General features: G+C 70.1%; 13 protein-coding genes. 8 read left to right on the top strand and 5 right to left on the bottom strand.

Annotated features, from left to right (window positions below):
* Positions 1–216 precede the first annotated feature (216 nt).
* From ACIBBB_RS07275 to ACIBBB_RS07260, 4 genes are all read right to left on the bottom strand, one after another.
* Positions 217–1,296, bottom strand: coding sequence for a Gfo/Idh/MocA family protein (locus tag ACIBBB_RS07275; RefSeq protein WP_398979631.1), 1,080 nt, complete (start codon positions 1,294–1,296; stop codon positions 217–219).
* Positions 1,281–1,967: a ThuA domain-containing protein gene (locus ACIBBB_RS07270; RefSeq protein ID WP_398979629.1), complete on the bottom strand. Its 687-nt coding sequence runs from the start codon at positions 1,965–1,967 to the stop codon at positions 1,281–1,283. Before ACIBBB_RS07270 ends, ACIBBB_RS07275 begins: the two co-directional genes overlap by 16 nt.
* The gene (locus ACIBBB_RS07265) at positions 1,964–3,247 is read right to left on the bottom strand and encodes an enolase C-terminal domain-like protein (protein ID WP_398979627.1); all 1,284 of its coding nucleotides are present in this window, start codon (positions 3,245–3,247) and stop codon (positions 1,964–1,966) included. The genes ACIBBB_RS07270 and ACIBBB_RS07265 overlap by 4 nt, the downstream gene beginning before the upstream one ends.
* A 104-nt stretch (positions 3,248–3,351) precedes the next feature.
* Positions 3,352–4,137, bottom strand: coding sequence for an IclR family transcriptional regulator (locus ACIBBB_RS07260; protein WP_384198664.1), 786 nt, complete (start codon positions 4,135–4,137; stop codon positions 3,352–3,354).
* Positions 4,138–4,294: 157 nt separating this feature from the next.
* On the opposite strand from ACIBBB_RS07260, the gene ACIBBB_RS07255 reads away from it, so the two are divergent.
* The 5 genes from ACIBBB_RS07255 (at position 4,295) to ACIBBB_RS07235 (ending at position 9,224) form a co-directional block, all read left to right on the top strand.
* The gene (locus ACIBBB_RS07255; protein WP_398979624.1) at positions 4,295–5,677 is read left to right on the top strand and encodes an ABC transporter substrate-binding protein; all 1,383 of its coding nucleotides are present in this window, start codon (positions 4,295–4,297) and stop codon (positions 5,675–5,677) included.
* Positions 5,674–6,690, top strand: a complete 1,017-nt coding sequence (locus ACIBBB_RS07250) for a carbohydrate ABC transporter permease (protein WP_398979622.1) — start codon at positions 5,674–5,676, stop codon at positions 6,688–6,690. Before ACIBBB_RS07255 ends, ACIBBB_RS07250 begins: the two co-directional genes overlap by 4 nt.
* Positions 6,687–7,607, top strand: coding sequence for a carbohydrate ABC transporter permease (locus ACIBBB_RS07245; RefSeq protein ID WP_398979620.1), 921 nt, complete (start codon positions 6,687–6,689; stop codon positions 7,605–7,607). Before ACIBBB_RS07250 ends, ACIBBB_RS07245 begins: the two co-directional genes overlap by 4 nt.
* Positions 7,607–8,518 carry an NAD-dependent epimerase/dehydratase family protein gene (locus tag ACIBBB_RS07240; RefSeq protein ID WP_398979618.1) on the top strand — a complete coding sequence of 304 codons (912 nt, stop codon included), beginning with the start codon at positions 7,607–7,609 and terminating at the stop codon, positions 8,516–8,518. Before ACIBBB_RS07245 ends, ACIBBB_RS07240 begins: the two co-directional genes overlap by 1 nt.
* 145 nt (positions 8,519–8,663) lie before the next feature.
* A complete protein-coding gene (locus ACIBBB_RS07235; protein WP_398979616.1) occupies positions 8,664–9,224 on the top strand; it encodes a GNAT family N-acetyltransferase in 561 nt (186 codons plus the stop codon).
* Positions 9,225–9,297: 73 nt separating this feature from the next.
* Here the strand turns inward: ACIBBB_RS07235 and ACIBBB_RS07230 are convergent, their stop codons facing one another.
* The gene (locus tag ACIBBB_RS07230; RefSeq protein ID WP_398979614.1) at positions 9,298–9,981 is read right to left on the bottom strand and encodes a glycerophosphodiester phosphodiesterase; all 684 of its coding nucleotides are present in this window, start codon (positions 9,979–9,981) and stop codon (positions 9,298–9,300) included.
* Between the two features lie 262 nt (positions 9,982–10,243).
* Here ACIBBB_RS07230 and ACIBBB_RS07225 point away from each other — a divergent pair, with 262 nt between their 5' ends.
* The 3 genes from ACIBBB_RS07225 to ACIBBB_RS07215 all read left to right on the top strand — a co-directional run bounded on the left by ACIBBB_RS07225 (position 10,244) and on the right by ACIBBB_RS07215 (position 13,606).
* Positions 10,244–11,641 carry a DUF6421 family protein gene (locus tag ACIBBB_RS07225; protein ID WP_398979612.1) on the top strand — a complete coding sequence of 466 codons (1,398 nt, stop codon included), beginning with the start codon at positions 10,244–10,246 and terminating at the stop codon, positions 11,639–11,641.
* 115 nt (positions 11,642–11,756) lie between these two features.
* A complete protein-coding gene (locus tag ACIBBB_RS07220; protein WP_398979610.1) occupies positions 11,757–12,518 on the top strand; it encodes an SDR family NAD(P)-dependent oxidoreductase in 762 nt (253 codons plus the stop codon).
* The gene (locus tag ACIBBB_RS07215; protein WP_398980069.1) at positions 12,515–13,606 is read left to right on the top strand and encodes a threonine aldolase family protein; all 1,092 of its coding nucleotides are present in this window, start codon (positions 12,515–12,517) and stop codon (positions 13,604–13,606) included. The genes ACIBBB_RS07220 and ACIBBB_RS07215 overlap by 4 nt, the downstream gene beginning before the upstream one ends.
* Positions 13,607–13,651: the final 45 nt, after the last annotated feature.

The following is a 13,651-nucleotide window of genomic DNA, read 5'->3' as shown; positions in this document are numbered from 1 at the left end:
ATTGAATTGTCAGTCGAATTCCCGCCCGGAAAGTTCTGCTCCTGGACATTAATTGCCCTGACGATTCGAGCAGCGGAACACGGCCGCCGACAAGCCCCGGGAGGCGCGGAGAAGGGCCGTGACGGGCGGAGAAGAATGGAGAGAGGCGGGCGAAGAACGGCAGGAAGGCCGCCGCCTTCCTGCCGTCCGTGTGGGGGATCCTGCGCCGGGGCGGCCCTACGGCCGTACGGCCTCGGGCCTCGCGCAATCGCTGCGCACCGGCAGCCAGACACCCTCGCGGGCCGCGTCGAGCAGCGTCAGCATGACGTCCAGGACATGGCGGGCGAGTTCGCCGGACGCCCGGTGCGGCCGGTCCCCGGCGAGCGCGGTCGCCAGATCGGCGAGACCGGTCCCGCGCCCGGCGTCCCGGTAGCCGCCCGACACCGGTAGCCGCTCCCACTCACCGCCGGCCCGGTGCAACTCGACAGGACCGTCGAAGCCGTTGGGGTCGGGGACGGAGAGCGAGCCCTCGGTGCCGTGCACCTCGATGCGCGGCAGCCGCGCGGCGTGGATGTCGAAGCTCATGACCAGCGTCGTGAGCGCACCGCCCGTGTGCTCCAGGAGACCGGTGACATGGGTCTCCACCTCGGAGTCGAAGTGCTCGCCGGCCCGCGGTCCGCTGCCGATGGTCCGCTCGGCGCGCGGCATGGACGCGGCTCCGGTGACCCGGCTGACGGGCCCGAGCAGATGGACGAGGGCGGAGAGATAGTACGGACCCATGTCGAGCAGCGGCCCGCCGCCGTCCCGGTAGTAGAACTCGGGGGCGGGATGCCAGCGTTCATGGCCCGGTGTGGTCATGAAAGCGGTGGCCGCGACGGGTGCGCCGATGAGCCCGTCGTCGACCGCCCCGCGCGCTGTCTGAACTCCCGTCCCGAGCACGGTGTCGGGGGCGCAGCCGATCCGCAGCCCGCGCCCGGCCGCCGCGGCGAGCAGCCCCCCGGCCTCCTCGCGGGTCATGGCCAGCGGCTTCTCGCCGTACACATGCTTCCCCGCGTCGAGCGCGGCGCGCGCGACCTCCGCGTGTACGGCGGGCAGGGTCAGGTTCAGTACGGCGTCGACGTCGGGACGCGCGACCAGCTCGGCCACCGAGGCGACGACGGCGACGCCCGGTATCCGCGCGGCGACGGACTCGGCCCGCTCCGTGTCCAGGTCGGTCACGGCGGTGAGCCGGACGTCGTCCAGCCGTTCCAGCGTCTTCAGATACTCGCCGCTGATCTTTCCCGCGCCGACCATGCCGACCCTCAGCGGCTCGCCCACAACAGCCCCCTCTCGGTCAGCGTCCGTACCTCGGGCACGTCGAAGTCGTCCGGTTTGTGGCCGATCGTGGAGACGAAGACGCGACCCGCGGCGCGGGTCCTGGTCCACACGGCGGGCATGGTGACCGGCCGTGACCGGGTCTCGTCCGCCTCGAACCCGATCGTCGCGAGAACGTCGATCAGAGGGTCGGTGGCCGTCCAGTAGCGCTCGGTGTGGACGTCGAAGTCGGCCAGGCCGGTGACGATCGGATGGTCCGCCCGCTCCGGCACGATCCGCACCGTGTGGTCGGAGAAGCCCGGCGGATGCATCAGGAACTGGCCGCCGGTGAGGAGTTGGTAGTTCACATCGCCGCGGAAGGAGTCGACGATCCCGCCGTGCCAGCCGGCGAAACCCGTGCCGGCGTGGACCGCCGCGGTGAGCCCGGCGCACTGCTCCGCGCTGATCCCGCCCATGGACCAGCACTGGACGACGAGATCGGTGGCGGCGAGGAGCGCGGCGTCGGTGTAGACGTCCAGGGTGTCGGCCGTCTCGACCGCGAATCCGTTCTCGTTGAGGAAAGGCAGGAAGAGATCGGTGATCTTGACGGGCTCGTGGCCCTCCCAGCCGCCGCGGACGACCAGCGCGCGCCGGGAGCCGGGGGCGGTCGGGGGGCCCGAGGTGGTGGCTGTCATGGTCGTTGCACGCTCCCGTCGGTGTTGCGCAGCAGGGCCCAGCGGTCGTGTTCCAGCGGCTCGGGCACCGGATGCCGGCGTGCCGCCACCTCGTCGAAGTCGACCCCGTGACCGGGCGTCTCGTGCGGGGACAGCACGCCGTCGTTCGCCACGACGGTACCCGGGAAGACGTCGAGAACGGCAGGCTTGAATACCGCCGCTTCCTGCACACCGAAGGCGTGGCTGCTGATGTTCATGGCGAGTGTGGCGGCCTGGGCGACGGGGCTGACGTCGGCCGGGCCGTGCGGCGCGAGCCGTACGCCGCGCAACTCGCAGTAGACGGCGAGCTTTCGGGCCGGGGTGAGACCGCCGAGGGTGGGGACCCGGATCCGGGCGAAGTCGATGGCGGGGCCGTCGAGCAGCGGCAGGAACTGGCCCACGTCGTGGAAGAGTTCACCGACGGCGAGCGGTACGGGGGAGCCGGCGCGCAGCGCGGCGAAGTGGCTCGCGTCCTCGGGGGCGAGCAGATCCTCCACGAAGTAGAGCCCGGCGTCCTCGACCCGGCGCAGGAAGTCCCGGGCCTGCCGGGGGTCGAGGCGCTCGTGCACGTCGTGCAGCAACTCGACCTCGTCGCCGACCCGTGACCGTACCGCGGTCAGGACGCGCGGCACGGTCCGTACGTACGCGGCGGAGTCCCACGGCACCGAGCGGGTGCGCAGCGCGTGGGCGTCGGCGGAGGCGGCGCCGGTGCCGTAGGTGTCGGAGCCGGGCACGGACGCCTGGACACGGACATGCCGGTAGCCGCGCTCGCGCGCCGCCACGACCTTGTCGGCGATCTCGTCGGCGTCGGCGCCGCTCACATGGGTGTAGGCCTCGGCATGGGTACGGACCCGGCCCCCGAACAGTGAGTACAGCGGGGCTCCGAGGCGCTTGGCCTTGAGGTCCCACAGGGCGACGTCGATCCCGCCGAGCGCGTTGCCGGTGACCGAACCACCGCGCCAGTAGGCGCTGTTGAGCAGCAGCCGGTGGATGTCGTCGATGTCGTCGGGGTCGCGCCCGACGAGCATCGGGCCCAGGTAGTCGTCGAGTACGGACCGTACGGCGAGGGTGCGTTGCGGGTCGCTCGCGCAGCCGAGGCCGTACAGCCCCGGCTCGTTGGTCTCGACGCGGACGACGAGATGGGGGCAGCCGTGCGGCGCGGTGAGGAAGGTGGAGACGGCCGTGACGCGGATCTTCGCACCGCGGTCCTCGACCCAGGGAGCGGGGGCGAGGATGTCGGAGCGGGCATCAGGCTGAGCCATACGAACTCCAGCGTACAGATAACAGAATGGTGTACTGCTATCCGAACGTAGAGAGAGCGTCTTTGATTTGTCAATGACTCTACCAAATAAGGGCGGACCGGTCCTCAGTGCTGCCCGAGCCGTTTGAGGAGGGTCCGCAGTGAATGTGCGGCCTCCGTGACGGCTCCGGCGATCTCCTGCGCGCGGGCGTCGTCCATCCGGCTCTTGGGGGCCGAACAGCTGATGGCGTCCCCGCCGCCGTGGCCGGTGCCCAGTGCCACGGCCACGCACCGGATGTCCACGGAGTTCTCGCCGTCATCCATCGCCCACCCCTGCAACCGGGCCTCCGCGAGCTGGCGGATCAGCTCGTCGGGATCGGTCACGGTGTCCGGGGTGAGCCTGGCCAGCGGCCAGTCCAGCCGGCGCTGCACCTCGGCCGCGTCGTACTGCGACAGCATCGCCTTGCCGAGCGCCGTCGCGTGCGCCGGCAGCCGCCTGCCCACCGCCGAATACATCCGAAGCGCGTGCCGTGACTCGCGTTTGGCCAGGTAGACCACGTCCGTGCCGTCCAGCCTGCCCAGATGCACCGACTCGCCCGTCTCCTCGGCGAGCGCGTCGAGGACCGGCCCGGCGAGGCTCGCGACGTCGTCGCCCTCCAAGTAGGCCGTGCCCGTCAGCAGGGCCTTGAGGCCGAGGCTGTAACGGGTGCCCGAGGCGTCCAGATCGACCCAGCGCCGCGCCTCCATCGTCCGCAGGATCGCGTGCAGGCTGCTCTTCGGCACCGCCATCGCGCTCGCCATCTCGGCGAGCGAGAGCCGGGCGCCCTCGTTGCCGAGCAGTTCGAGCACTTCGAGCACCCGAGCCGCTGACTTGACCTCCTCGGGCTTACGCCCCCGCGCTGCTGCTGCCACCGATTCCACGGAACCTCCGCTCCCCGCACCGGCGCCCCTCGGCGATCCGGTCAGCACGATTCTCGACGTGCGTCTTGACGCTATATCACCACAACCATAAGTTCAGTCACTCCAACGCCATTCGGTCTTCTGAACGGTTGAACCTTAGGTAGGGGCCATGCGCATACCATTCGCGCGGAATGTCCGGCTCGTGGCTCTGGCCGCGACCACCGCGCTCTCACTCACCACCCTCTCCGCCTGCGGCGGTTCGTCCGACTCCGGCGGAGACTCCACGTCGCTGGAGATGTGGACCTTCAAGCAGTCCCATGTCGGCGCCCTGCGCGCGGCGGCGGAGGAGTTCGAGAAAGAGACCGGCATCACGGTCAAGATCGAGGCGTACACGCCCGACGACGCCTACACCACCAAGGTGCAGAGCTCCGCCAAGACCGGCAACCTGCCGGACGTCCTCGAAGTGCACTCCGACGGTGAGGACTTCGTCCTCGGCGCGGCGGGCGTCGCCGCCGACCTCCAGGACCAGATCCCGGACTCCTGGAGCGGTCGCTTCCAGGAGGCGATCAAAGGCTCGGGCACCGTCACCGCGCAGAAGTTCAAGGAATCACAGGCCAAGGACTCCACCTTCAAAGGTGTCGAGCAGGACCAGCGCTTCAGCGTGCCCCTGACCGCCGGCACCTTCGGCATCGTCTACGCCAACAAGCAGAAGCTGGCCGACGCCGGAATCACCGAGGCCCCCGCCACCTGGGAGGAGTTCCTGGACGCGGTCGAGGCCACCCACCACAAGGACCCGAAGACCGGCGGCATCAGCCTCGGGCTGAAGGTCAAGTCGACCGGACTGACCTGGGTGCTCCAGCCGCTGGCGTTCGCCCAGCTCGGCAAGCAGGCCTACTGGGACCTCTTCGGCAAGGACAAGGCCACCGACTTCGGCTCGGCCAACGGCACCAAGGTCCTGGGCATGTACGACGAGATCACCCCGTACTGGATGCCGGGCAGCCAGTCCCTCACCATCGACGAGGCCGACCAGGCCTTCGCCCAGGGCAAGTCGGCCTTCGCCGTCGGCGGCACCTTCACCCTCGCCTTCCTCCAGCAGAACGGTATGAAGGCCGATGACGTCCTCGCCTTCGGACTGCCCGCGCCGAAGGACGGAGCCGTACCCGACCGGGCGCTCGGCCCGCTCGCGCTCACCGGACTGAGCCTCACCGCCACGAGCGAGCAGCCCGAGAACGCCAAGAAGTGGATGGAGTTCCTCTCCGGCACCGATGTCGCCGCGAACTTCGCCAAGGAGTCCGCCGACCTGCCGGCCACCGAGCTGGGCGCCGACTCCGCCAAGGTCCTCGGCCCCGCGCTGACCTCCATGATGCGGAGCTTCGACGGCACCGAGGAGACCACGTACGACCCCAGCCGCAACGACTTCCGCCCGCCGGGCTACGACCAGGACGTGGCCGGTGAGATCCTCACCAATCTGAGCCCGCTCGGCCGGGAGACACCGGCGCGGACGGGAGCCAAGCTCCGCGGACTCAACAGCGACTACTGGGCGACCCAGTGACCACAGCACCTCGGCCCACCACGGTGGGGGAGGCCGGGAGCGTCGGCAAGAGCCGTACGCTCCCGGCCGGGGCGGCGGACACCGCCCCCGGTCCCGGCAAGGGGTCCTGGCGCCGCAAGTTCGGCGGCGAGGCCCTCTCCGGTTATCTGTTCGTCGCCCCCGCGGTGGTTCTCTTCGCCGTCATGGGCCTGTACACCGTCGGTTACGGCTTCCTGCTGAGCTTCGCGTCCTGGAACGGCTTCATGCCGCACTGGACCTGGGTCGGCCTGGACAACTACGCCGACCTGCTCTGGCGCAGCCCCATCTACGCGCCACGGGTGCGCAGCGCGGGACTCAACACCCTCTGGGTGATGATCGCCGTACCGGTGCTGACGGTCGTGGTGTCGTTTCCGCTGGCCGTCCTGCTCAACCAGGCACGCAGAATGCAGGCCATCCTGCGGTCGGTCTTCTTCCTGCCGTACGTGACCAGTGGCATCGCCGTCTTCTTCGCCTGGCAGTACATCCTCCAGCCCGACGGCGCCGTCAACCTGTTGCTCGGCCAGATCGGACTCGGCTCGCTCCAGCAGCCCCAGGGCTGGCTCGGCAACCCCGACACCGCGCTGCCCACACTGATCGTGGTGACCGTGTGGAGCGCCGTGCCCGTGTCCATGCTGCTGTATCTGACGGGCCTTCAGACCATCGACCGGAGCCTGCTGGAGGCCGCCGAACTCGACGGCGCCGGCTGGTGGCGTACCAACATGTCCGTCGTCTGGCCGCTGCTGCGCCCGATCACGGCGATCGTCGTCCTGCTCAACCTGCGGGACTCGCTCCAGGGCTTCCAGACCTTCCTGGTGATGACGAACGGCGGTCCGGGCGACCACACGAATGTGCTGGGCCTGGAGGCGTACAGCCTGGCCTTCCTCAAACAGTTGCGGCCCACTCTCGGCCTCGCCAGCGCGCTGGGCTGGCTGCTGTTCGCCGCCGCCCTGATACTGGCCCTGATCAATCTGCGAGCGCTGCGGAGCAAGACATGACCTCGATCCCCGTGGCGGACAAGCGCGCCCACGCGACGGCACACCCCGGCAAGGCGGACAGGGCGGGCAAGCGGCCGGGCGAGAGCGGAGCCCGTAAAGGGCGGATCCTCGCGCGCACCGTCGTCGGTCTGCTGCTCGCCGGATACGGACTGGTCAGCGTCTATCCGTTCCTCTGGATGATCTCCGCCGCGTTCAAGGACCAGCTGGAGGTGGTCAGCGGTGGTCATCTGATCCCGAAGAACCCCACCTTCGACACGCTGATCGACACCTGGAACAAGCTCCACTTCTTCGACTTCTTCCTCAACAGCCTGCTGGTCACCCTCTACACCGTGGTCCTCACGCTGGTGATCTACGCGGCGGCCGGCTACGCCTTCGCCGTGCTCCGCTTCCCCGGACGCACCTTCCTGTCGCGGCTGTTCATCTCGCTTCTCTTCGTGCCCGGCGTGACGGTGATGCTGCCGATCGTGCTGCTGGAGAACGAGATGGGCATCCTCGGCACGCACTGGGGACTGGTGCTGCCCTTCGTCAACGGCGGCGCGCCGCTGTCGATCCTGCTCATGACCGGGGCGTTCAGCGCCATCCCGGCCGAACTGCGGGATTCCGCGCGGGTCGACGGCGCGAGCGAGTTCCGGATCTTCCTCAACATCTATCTGCCACTGGCCCAACCCGCCCTGATCACGGTCGCGCTGCTCACCGCGATCCCGACCTGGAACGAGTATCTGCTCACCCGTGTCTCACTCAACGACCAGTCGACCTTCACCCTTCCGCTCGGTCTGCATACCCTCGCGGCCGAGAACGTCCCCCACTACAACAACCTGATGGCCGGAGCGCTCATCGTGGTCATCCCTGTCGTGCTGCTCTTCGTCTGTCTGCAGCGTTACTTCGTCAACGGTCTCGTCGGGGCGGTGAAGGGCTGATGCGTGTTCTGGTCACCGGAGCCGCCGGACACATCGGCGGCCATGTCATGGACGACCTGCTGGCCCACGGCCACCGGATCGTCGCCACCGACCTCGTCCCCGTCGACGACCCACGGCTGGACCGTGTCCACACCGGCGATCTGCGCGATCCCGAACTGGTACGTGACGCCATGGCCGGCGCCGAGGCCGTCGTCCATCTGGGCGCCATCCCGCACCCCAACTCGGACGACGACAGCGCCCTGTTCGCCACCAACTGCCTCACCGCGCACCGGGTTCTCGACGAGGCGGGCCGCACCGGCGTCCGCCGAGTCGTCGCGGCCTCCAGCCTGGCGGCCGTGGGACTCGCCTGGTCGCCGCAGCCGCAGTCCCCACGCTACGTACCGCTGGACGAGGAACATCCCACGCTCGTCCAGGATCCGTACGGCCTCTCCAAGCTCGTTCTGGAGGAGACGGCCCGCGCCACACACAGGCGCCACGGCACCGACATCGTCTGCATGCGGTTCCCGTTCACCGGCACGGGCGAGCGGCTGGCGGCGCAGCTCGCCGCCGTACGCGACGATCCGGGCGGCCACCGGATGGACCTGTGGGGGTGGCTCGACACCAGGGACGCGGCCAGGGCCGTCCGGCACGCGCTGGTCACCGAACTGACGGGCTGTCACATCCTCAACGTGGCGGCGGACGACACCTCGTCGCCCGTGCCGACGGCCCAACTTCTCGAAGAGCACCACCCGGGCGTGCCGTACTTCACCGAACTGACCGGCCACGCCTCGCTGTTCGACACCTCGGCCTGCGCGAAGCTGCTGGGCTTCGCCCCGGAGTACCGCAGGAGCCCGCTGGACGAGGCCGCGGGTAAGGCCGCCGCCTCGGCTTCGGGCGCGGATTCCGGCCCGGCCGCCGATGGGGAGGTGTGACGGCGGGCGGCGGGGCTCCCGAGTTCCGCCGCGGACGGGCTCCTCGCCCCCACCGATCAACACCCCGCCGATCCGCTACCCCGGGACGTGGGGTTAGGCTCGGGCGCGCCGCCCGCCCGCGGCGGAGATTCGGAGAACGCGCACCATGGACACCGCCCCGCGCCCCGCTCCCGGCCGGCTCACCTACCGGGACGCCACCGCAGAAGACGTCAAGCCCCTCGTGGCGCTCATCGAGTCCGCCTACCGCGGTGAGAGCGCGCGTGCCTCATGGACCTCCGAGGCCGACCTGCTGGAGGGGCAGCGCACCGACGAGCAGGGCGTGCTCGACGTGATCGAGGCCGACGGCGGCCGGCTCCTGATCGTCGAGGCCGACGGCGTGCTGGTCGCCTGCTGCCAGCTGGAGCACCGCGGCCCCGCCGCGTACTTCGGCATGTTCGCCGTCGACCCCGGCGCGCAGGGCGGCGGTCTCGGCAAGCGCGTCCTCGCCGAGGCGGAGCGCCGCGCCCGCGCGGACTGGGGCGTCGGCGAGATGCACATGACCGTGATCGTCCAGCGCGAGGACCTGATCGCCTGGTACGAGCGGCGCGGCTACCGCCGTACGGGACAGCTGCTGCCCTTCCCGTACGGCGACGAGCGCTTCGGCATACCGCAACGCCCCGACCTGGCGTTCGAGCTGCTGGTCAAGCCGCTGGACGAGGACGCCTGACCGGTCCGTCGACCGCCGCGCTCCTCGGCCGGAGGCGCCGAGCCGGACTTCCACGGCGTCCCGGCCGCGCGCGTCAGGCCGTGAAACGCCCGGTGCGGCGGATCTCCGGGAAGTCCGTGGTCGCGCCGTCCAGACCGAGCGCCCGGACCAGCCGCAACTGGTCCGGGGTGTTCACCACCCAGCCGATCACCCCGAGCCCCGCCCCGTGCGCGCGCTCGACGACCTCCAGCGTCAGCCGCCGGATGTTCAGCGCGAGCGAGTCCGCGCCCACCGCGACCGCCCGGTCGACCACATCCGCGCTCCAGCGGCTGGCGATCAGCACCGTCCGTACGCCCGGCACCAGGGCGGAGATCTCGGCGACGGCCTCGTCGTGGAACGAGGACACCTCCACCCGCCCCACCAGCTGCCGCCGGCGCATGACCTCGGCCAGCGCCCGCGCCGCCGCCACATCCTTGATCTCCGCCTGGAGCGGCGAGCTCACCGCGTCCAGAACCTCCTCGAACACCGGCACCCGCTCGCCCCGCCCCGCGTCGAGCTCCCGCAGCTCGGCGAGGGTCCGGTCGGCGATCGGGCCCGTGCCGTCCGTCGTCCGGTCCAGCTCCGCGTCGTGCATGACGACGAGGGCGCCGTCCTTGCTCAGATGAAGGTCGAGCTCGATCGCGTCCATGCCGGCCCGCTCGGCGTGCAGGAAGGAGCGCAGGGTGTTCTCGGGTTCGACACCCATCACTCCACGATGACCGATGGTGAGGAAAGTCAAGGCTGACTCGCTTCCGTCGTCGGCGGCTCCCGCGCGGCGCTGGTGCCCCACGCGGCACGGCGGCAGCCTAACGGTCAGTGCGCCGGTATGGACCCGTGCGTGACACGCAAGTGGAGATGCCTGCTGTCCACAGCGCGTGCGGCGGGAAAAACGCCCGTAAACCCGAAGCGCGGCAGGATAATTTGTCTCGTCCGACCTTGTACGGGAGAATCGAAGACCGATACGGTGCTTTGACGCGAGCTTCTCCCGTGGAGGGTGTGACATGACGGAAATTCTTGTGCAGGACCGGACCGGAGGACTCCCGGCCGACGGCGAGCGGGTGGTCGAGCACCCCGCGTGGACCGAGCTCAAGAATGCCGTCGAGGAGATCCGCCCCTGGCAGTCCAAGGACGGCTCCATAGACTTCGACGCCGACGACGCGCCCGCGCGCGCCCTCGTCGAGGTCACGCTCGACCGCGTCACCGCCGCCGTCGAGCAGCTCTCGTTCCTGCTTCCGCACGACGCCGCCTACCACCAGGCGCTCATCGCGGATCTGCGTAAATGGGCCGACAGCGCCTTCGACGTACCCGACTTCCTGGACTCGCTGCTCGCCTTCCAGCCCGCGGCCGACCGCGTGGACCGGCTTCAGCACCTGGTCGTCTTCCCCATGTACACGCAGAACGGCAACCCGGACCGCAATCTGGAGGCCGTCGTCCTGCGCATGGTCTGGCCCGAGTGGCTCGCCGAACTGGAGCGCACCCGCTACGACAACCCGCTCTTCTGCGGCATCACCTTCGAGGACTTCACCGCCGGGTACGACACCAACTCCGCGGTCCTCTTCCCCGAGACGATCGCGGTCCGCGAGGCCCCCGAGCGGTTCAGCTGGGGCGGCATCTTCTGCGACCGCGAGGCGGCCCGCTTCCGCCGGGTGACCGAGGCCGCCGTCGACATCCTCGGGGTCGAACTCCCCGACGACATCCGCGAGATGGTCGGCGACCAGGACCGCTGCCAGCAGGCGTTCGTCCTCTGGGACATGATCCACGACCGCACCCACAGCCACGGCGACCTGCCGTTCGACCCGTTCATGATCAAGCAGCGGCAGCCGTTCTGGATGTACGGCCTGGAGGAGCTGCGCTGCGACCTCACCGCCTTCCGGGAGGCCGTACAGCTCGCGGCCGACGGTGTCCCGCAGGGACGCGACGTGCAGTACGCGGTGCTCTTCGACCGGATGTTCCGCTTCCCCGTCACCGGTGCCCGGCAGCGCAATTACGACGGCCTCGGCGGCCAGTTGCTCTTCTCCTACCTCCACAAGCACGACGTGGTGCGCTGGACCGACAACACCCTGCGCATCGACTGGGAACGGGCTCCCCAGGTCACCCAGCGGCTGCTCGCCGAGATCGAGGACCTCTACCGGGCCGGTATCGACCGCCCGAAGCTGGTCCACTGGTTCGCCGCCTACGACCTCGTCTCCACCTATCTGGCCCCGCACCCCGGATCCCGCTGGGCCAAGGGCCCGGACGCCCTGGACCTGGATCTGCCCCCGCGCAAGCTGGTCGACGACGTGCTTCCCGACGAGTTTCCGCTCAGCATGTTCTACGAGGCACTGGGCAAGAAGCTCAAGACCGTGATCGCCTCGACCCAGGGCATCCGGGCCACGAGCACCGAGAAGCGAGCCGCGTGAGTTCGTAGGACACTGCTGTCGGCGGGAGAACATGGCCCGCGAACAGGATGGCCGGCCACGGCGTGAGCGACGACGCGCAGACACGGGGGACACCGGGATGACGGAGAAGACGACCATGACCACAAGCACCGGAGAGGGCGGCGTTTTGGACGGCGCCGTCGTGGCGGTCGCCGGAGCGGGCGGCCCCGCGGGGCGCGCCGCCCTGCTGCGCCTGGCCTCGGCCGGCGCGACGGTCGTCGGCGCGGACGCGGACGCGGCGAGCCTCGCCGAGGCGGTCGACGCCGCCCGCGGCGCCCACAGCGGCGCGACCGTCACCGGTGACACCGTCGACCTGCTGGATCTGGCGGCCACCCGCGCGTGGGCGGCCAAGACCGAGAAGGACGCCGGCCGCGTTGACGGTCTAGTCCATCTCGTCGGCGGCTGGCGCGGCGGCAAGACCTTCGCCGACACCGACCTCGCCGACTGGGACCTGCTGGAGAAGCTGCTGATCCGCACGGTCCAGCACACCTCCCTCGCCTTCCACGAAGCCCTGCTGCGCGGCGACCGCGGCCGCTATGTGCTGGTCAGCGCCGCAGGAGCGAGCAAACCCACGGCGGGCAACGCCGCCTACGCGTCGGCCAAGGCCGCGGCAGAGGCCTGGACGCTGGCGCTCGCCGACGACTTCCGTAAGGCCGGGGGCGACGAAGGGCCGCGCGCGGCGGCTGCGATCCTGGTCATCAAGGCACTGGTGCACGACGCGATGCGCGCCGAGCGCCCGAATGCGAAGTTCGCGGGCTTCACGGACGCCGGAGATCTGGCCGACGCCATCGCCGGGGTCTGGGAGCGGCCCGCCGGTGAAGTGAACGGAAGCCGCCTGTGGCTGAGCCCCGAGTCATGACGTCCCGTACGACTGCCGCGACGTCCCGTACGACCGCCGCGCGTGCGCACCACGACCCCGCGGTGCGCGGGTTCGCCAGCGACAACTCCGCGGGCGCCCACCCCGAGGTGCTGGCGGCGCTGGCCGTCGCCAACGGCGGCCACCAGATCGCGTACGGCCAGGACGAGTACACCGACCATCTCCAGCGCGTCATGCACAGCCACTTCGGGCCCACGGCCGAAGCCTTCCCGGTCTTCAACGGCACCGGAGCGAACGTCGTCGCTCTCCAGTCGATGACCGACCGCTGGGGAGCGGTGATCTGCGCCGAGTCCGCGCACATCAACGTGGACGAGGGCGGGGCGCCCGAGCGGGTGGGCGGCCTCAAACTGCTGACCGTGCCCACCCCCGACGGCAAGCTCACCCCGGAGCTGGTCGACCGGCAGGCGTGGGGGTACGACGACGAGCACCGGGCCATGCCGCAGGTCGTGTCGATCACCCAGAACACCGAACTGGGCACCGTCTACACCCCGGCCGAGATCCGCGCGCTGTGCGAACACGCCCACGAGCGGGGTATGAAGGTCCATCTCGACGGGGCCCGGATATCCAACGCGGCCGCCTTCCTCGACGTACCGATGCGCACCTTCACCAACACCGTCGGCGTGGACGTGCTGAGTTACGGCGGCACGAAGAACGGCGCGATCTTCGGCGAGGCCGTCGTCGTCATCGACCCGGACGCGGTCCGCGCGATGAAGCGGCTGCGCAAGCTGTCGATGCAGCTCAGTTCCAAGATGCGGTTCGTCTCCGTCCAGTTGGAGGCACTGCTGGCCGGCGATCTGTGGCTGCGCAACGCCCGGCACAGCAACGCCATGGCCCAGCGGCTCGCCGACGGCGTGCGCGCGGTCGACGGGGTCGAGATCCTGCACCCCGTCCAGGCGAACGCCGTCTTCGCCCGGCTGCCGCGCGAGGCGAGCCTGCGGCTCCAGCAGCGTTTCCGCTTCTACTTCTGGGACGAGGCGGCCGGTGACGTGCGCTGGATGTGCGCCTTCGACACGACCGAGGACGACGTCGACGCGTTCGTCCAGGCGGTCAAGGAAGAGATGGCCAGGTAGCCGGCGGCCGGGGCCTCGCCTGTCGGTGCATTACAGTAGACCTCA

Origin of the sequence: Streptomyces sp. NPDC051217, assembly GCF_044455465.1 — a bacterium.
Lineage (GTDB): Bacteria > Actinomycetota > Actinomycetes > Streptomycetales > Streptomycetaceae > Streptomyces.
This window is presented reverse-complemented; position numbering and strand designations above follow the sequence as displayed.

What these genes read in the sequence shown, in the direction of transcription:
- ACIBBB_RS07270 (WP_398979629.1), bottom strand. Translation starts at nt 1,967, where the DNA reads ATGACAGCCACCACCTCGGGCCCCCCGACCGCCCCCGGCTCCCGGCGC.
- ACIBBB_RS07265 (WP_398979627.1), bottom strand. Translation starts at nt 3,247, where the DNA reads ATGGCTCAGCCTGATGCCCGCTCCGACATCCTCGCCCCCGCTCCCTGG.
- ACIBBB_RS07255 (WP_398979624.1), top strand. Translation starts at nt 4,295, where the DNA reads ATGCGCATACCATTCGCGCGGAATGTCCGGCTCGTGGCTCTGGCCGCG.
- ACIBBB_RS07245 (WP_398979620.1), top strand. Translation starts at nt 6,687, where the DNA reads ATGACCTCGATCCCCGTGGCGGACAAGCGCGCCCACGCGACGGCACAC.
- ACIBBB_RS07240 (WP_398979618.1), top strand. Translation starts at nt 7,607, where the DNA reads ATGCGTGTTCTGGTCACCGGAGCCGCCGGACACATCGGCGGCCATGTC.
- ACIBBB_RS07235 (WP_398979616.1), top strand. Translation starts at nt 8,664, where the DNA reads ATGGACACCGCCCCGCGCCCCGCTCCCGGCCGGCTCACCTACCGGGAC.
- ACIBBB_RS07225 (WP_398979612.1), top strand. Translation starts at nt 10,244, where the DNA reads ATGACGGAAATTCTTGTGCAGGACCGGACCGGAGGACTCCCGGCCGAC.
- ACIBBB_RS07220 (WP_398979610.1), top strand. Translation starts at nt 11,757, where the DNA reads ATGACCACAAGCACCGGAGAGGGCGGCGTTTTGGACGGCGCCGTCGTG.
- ACIBBB_RS07215 (WP_398980069.1), top strand. Translation starts at nt 12,515, where the DNA reads ATGACGTCCCGTACGACTGCCGCGACGTCCCGTACGACCGCCGCGCGT.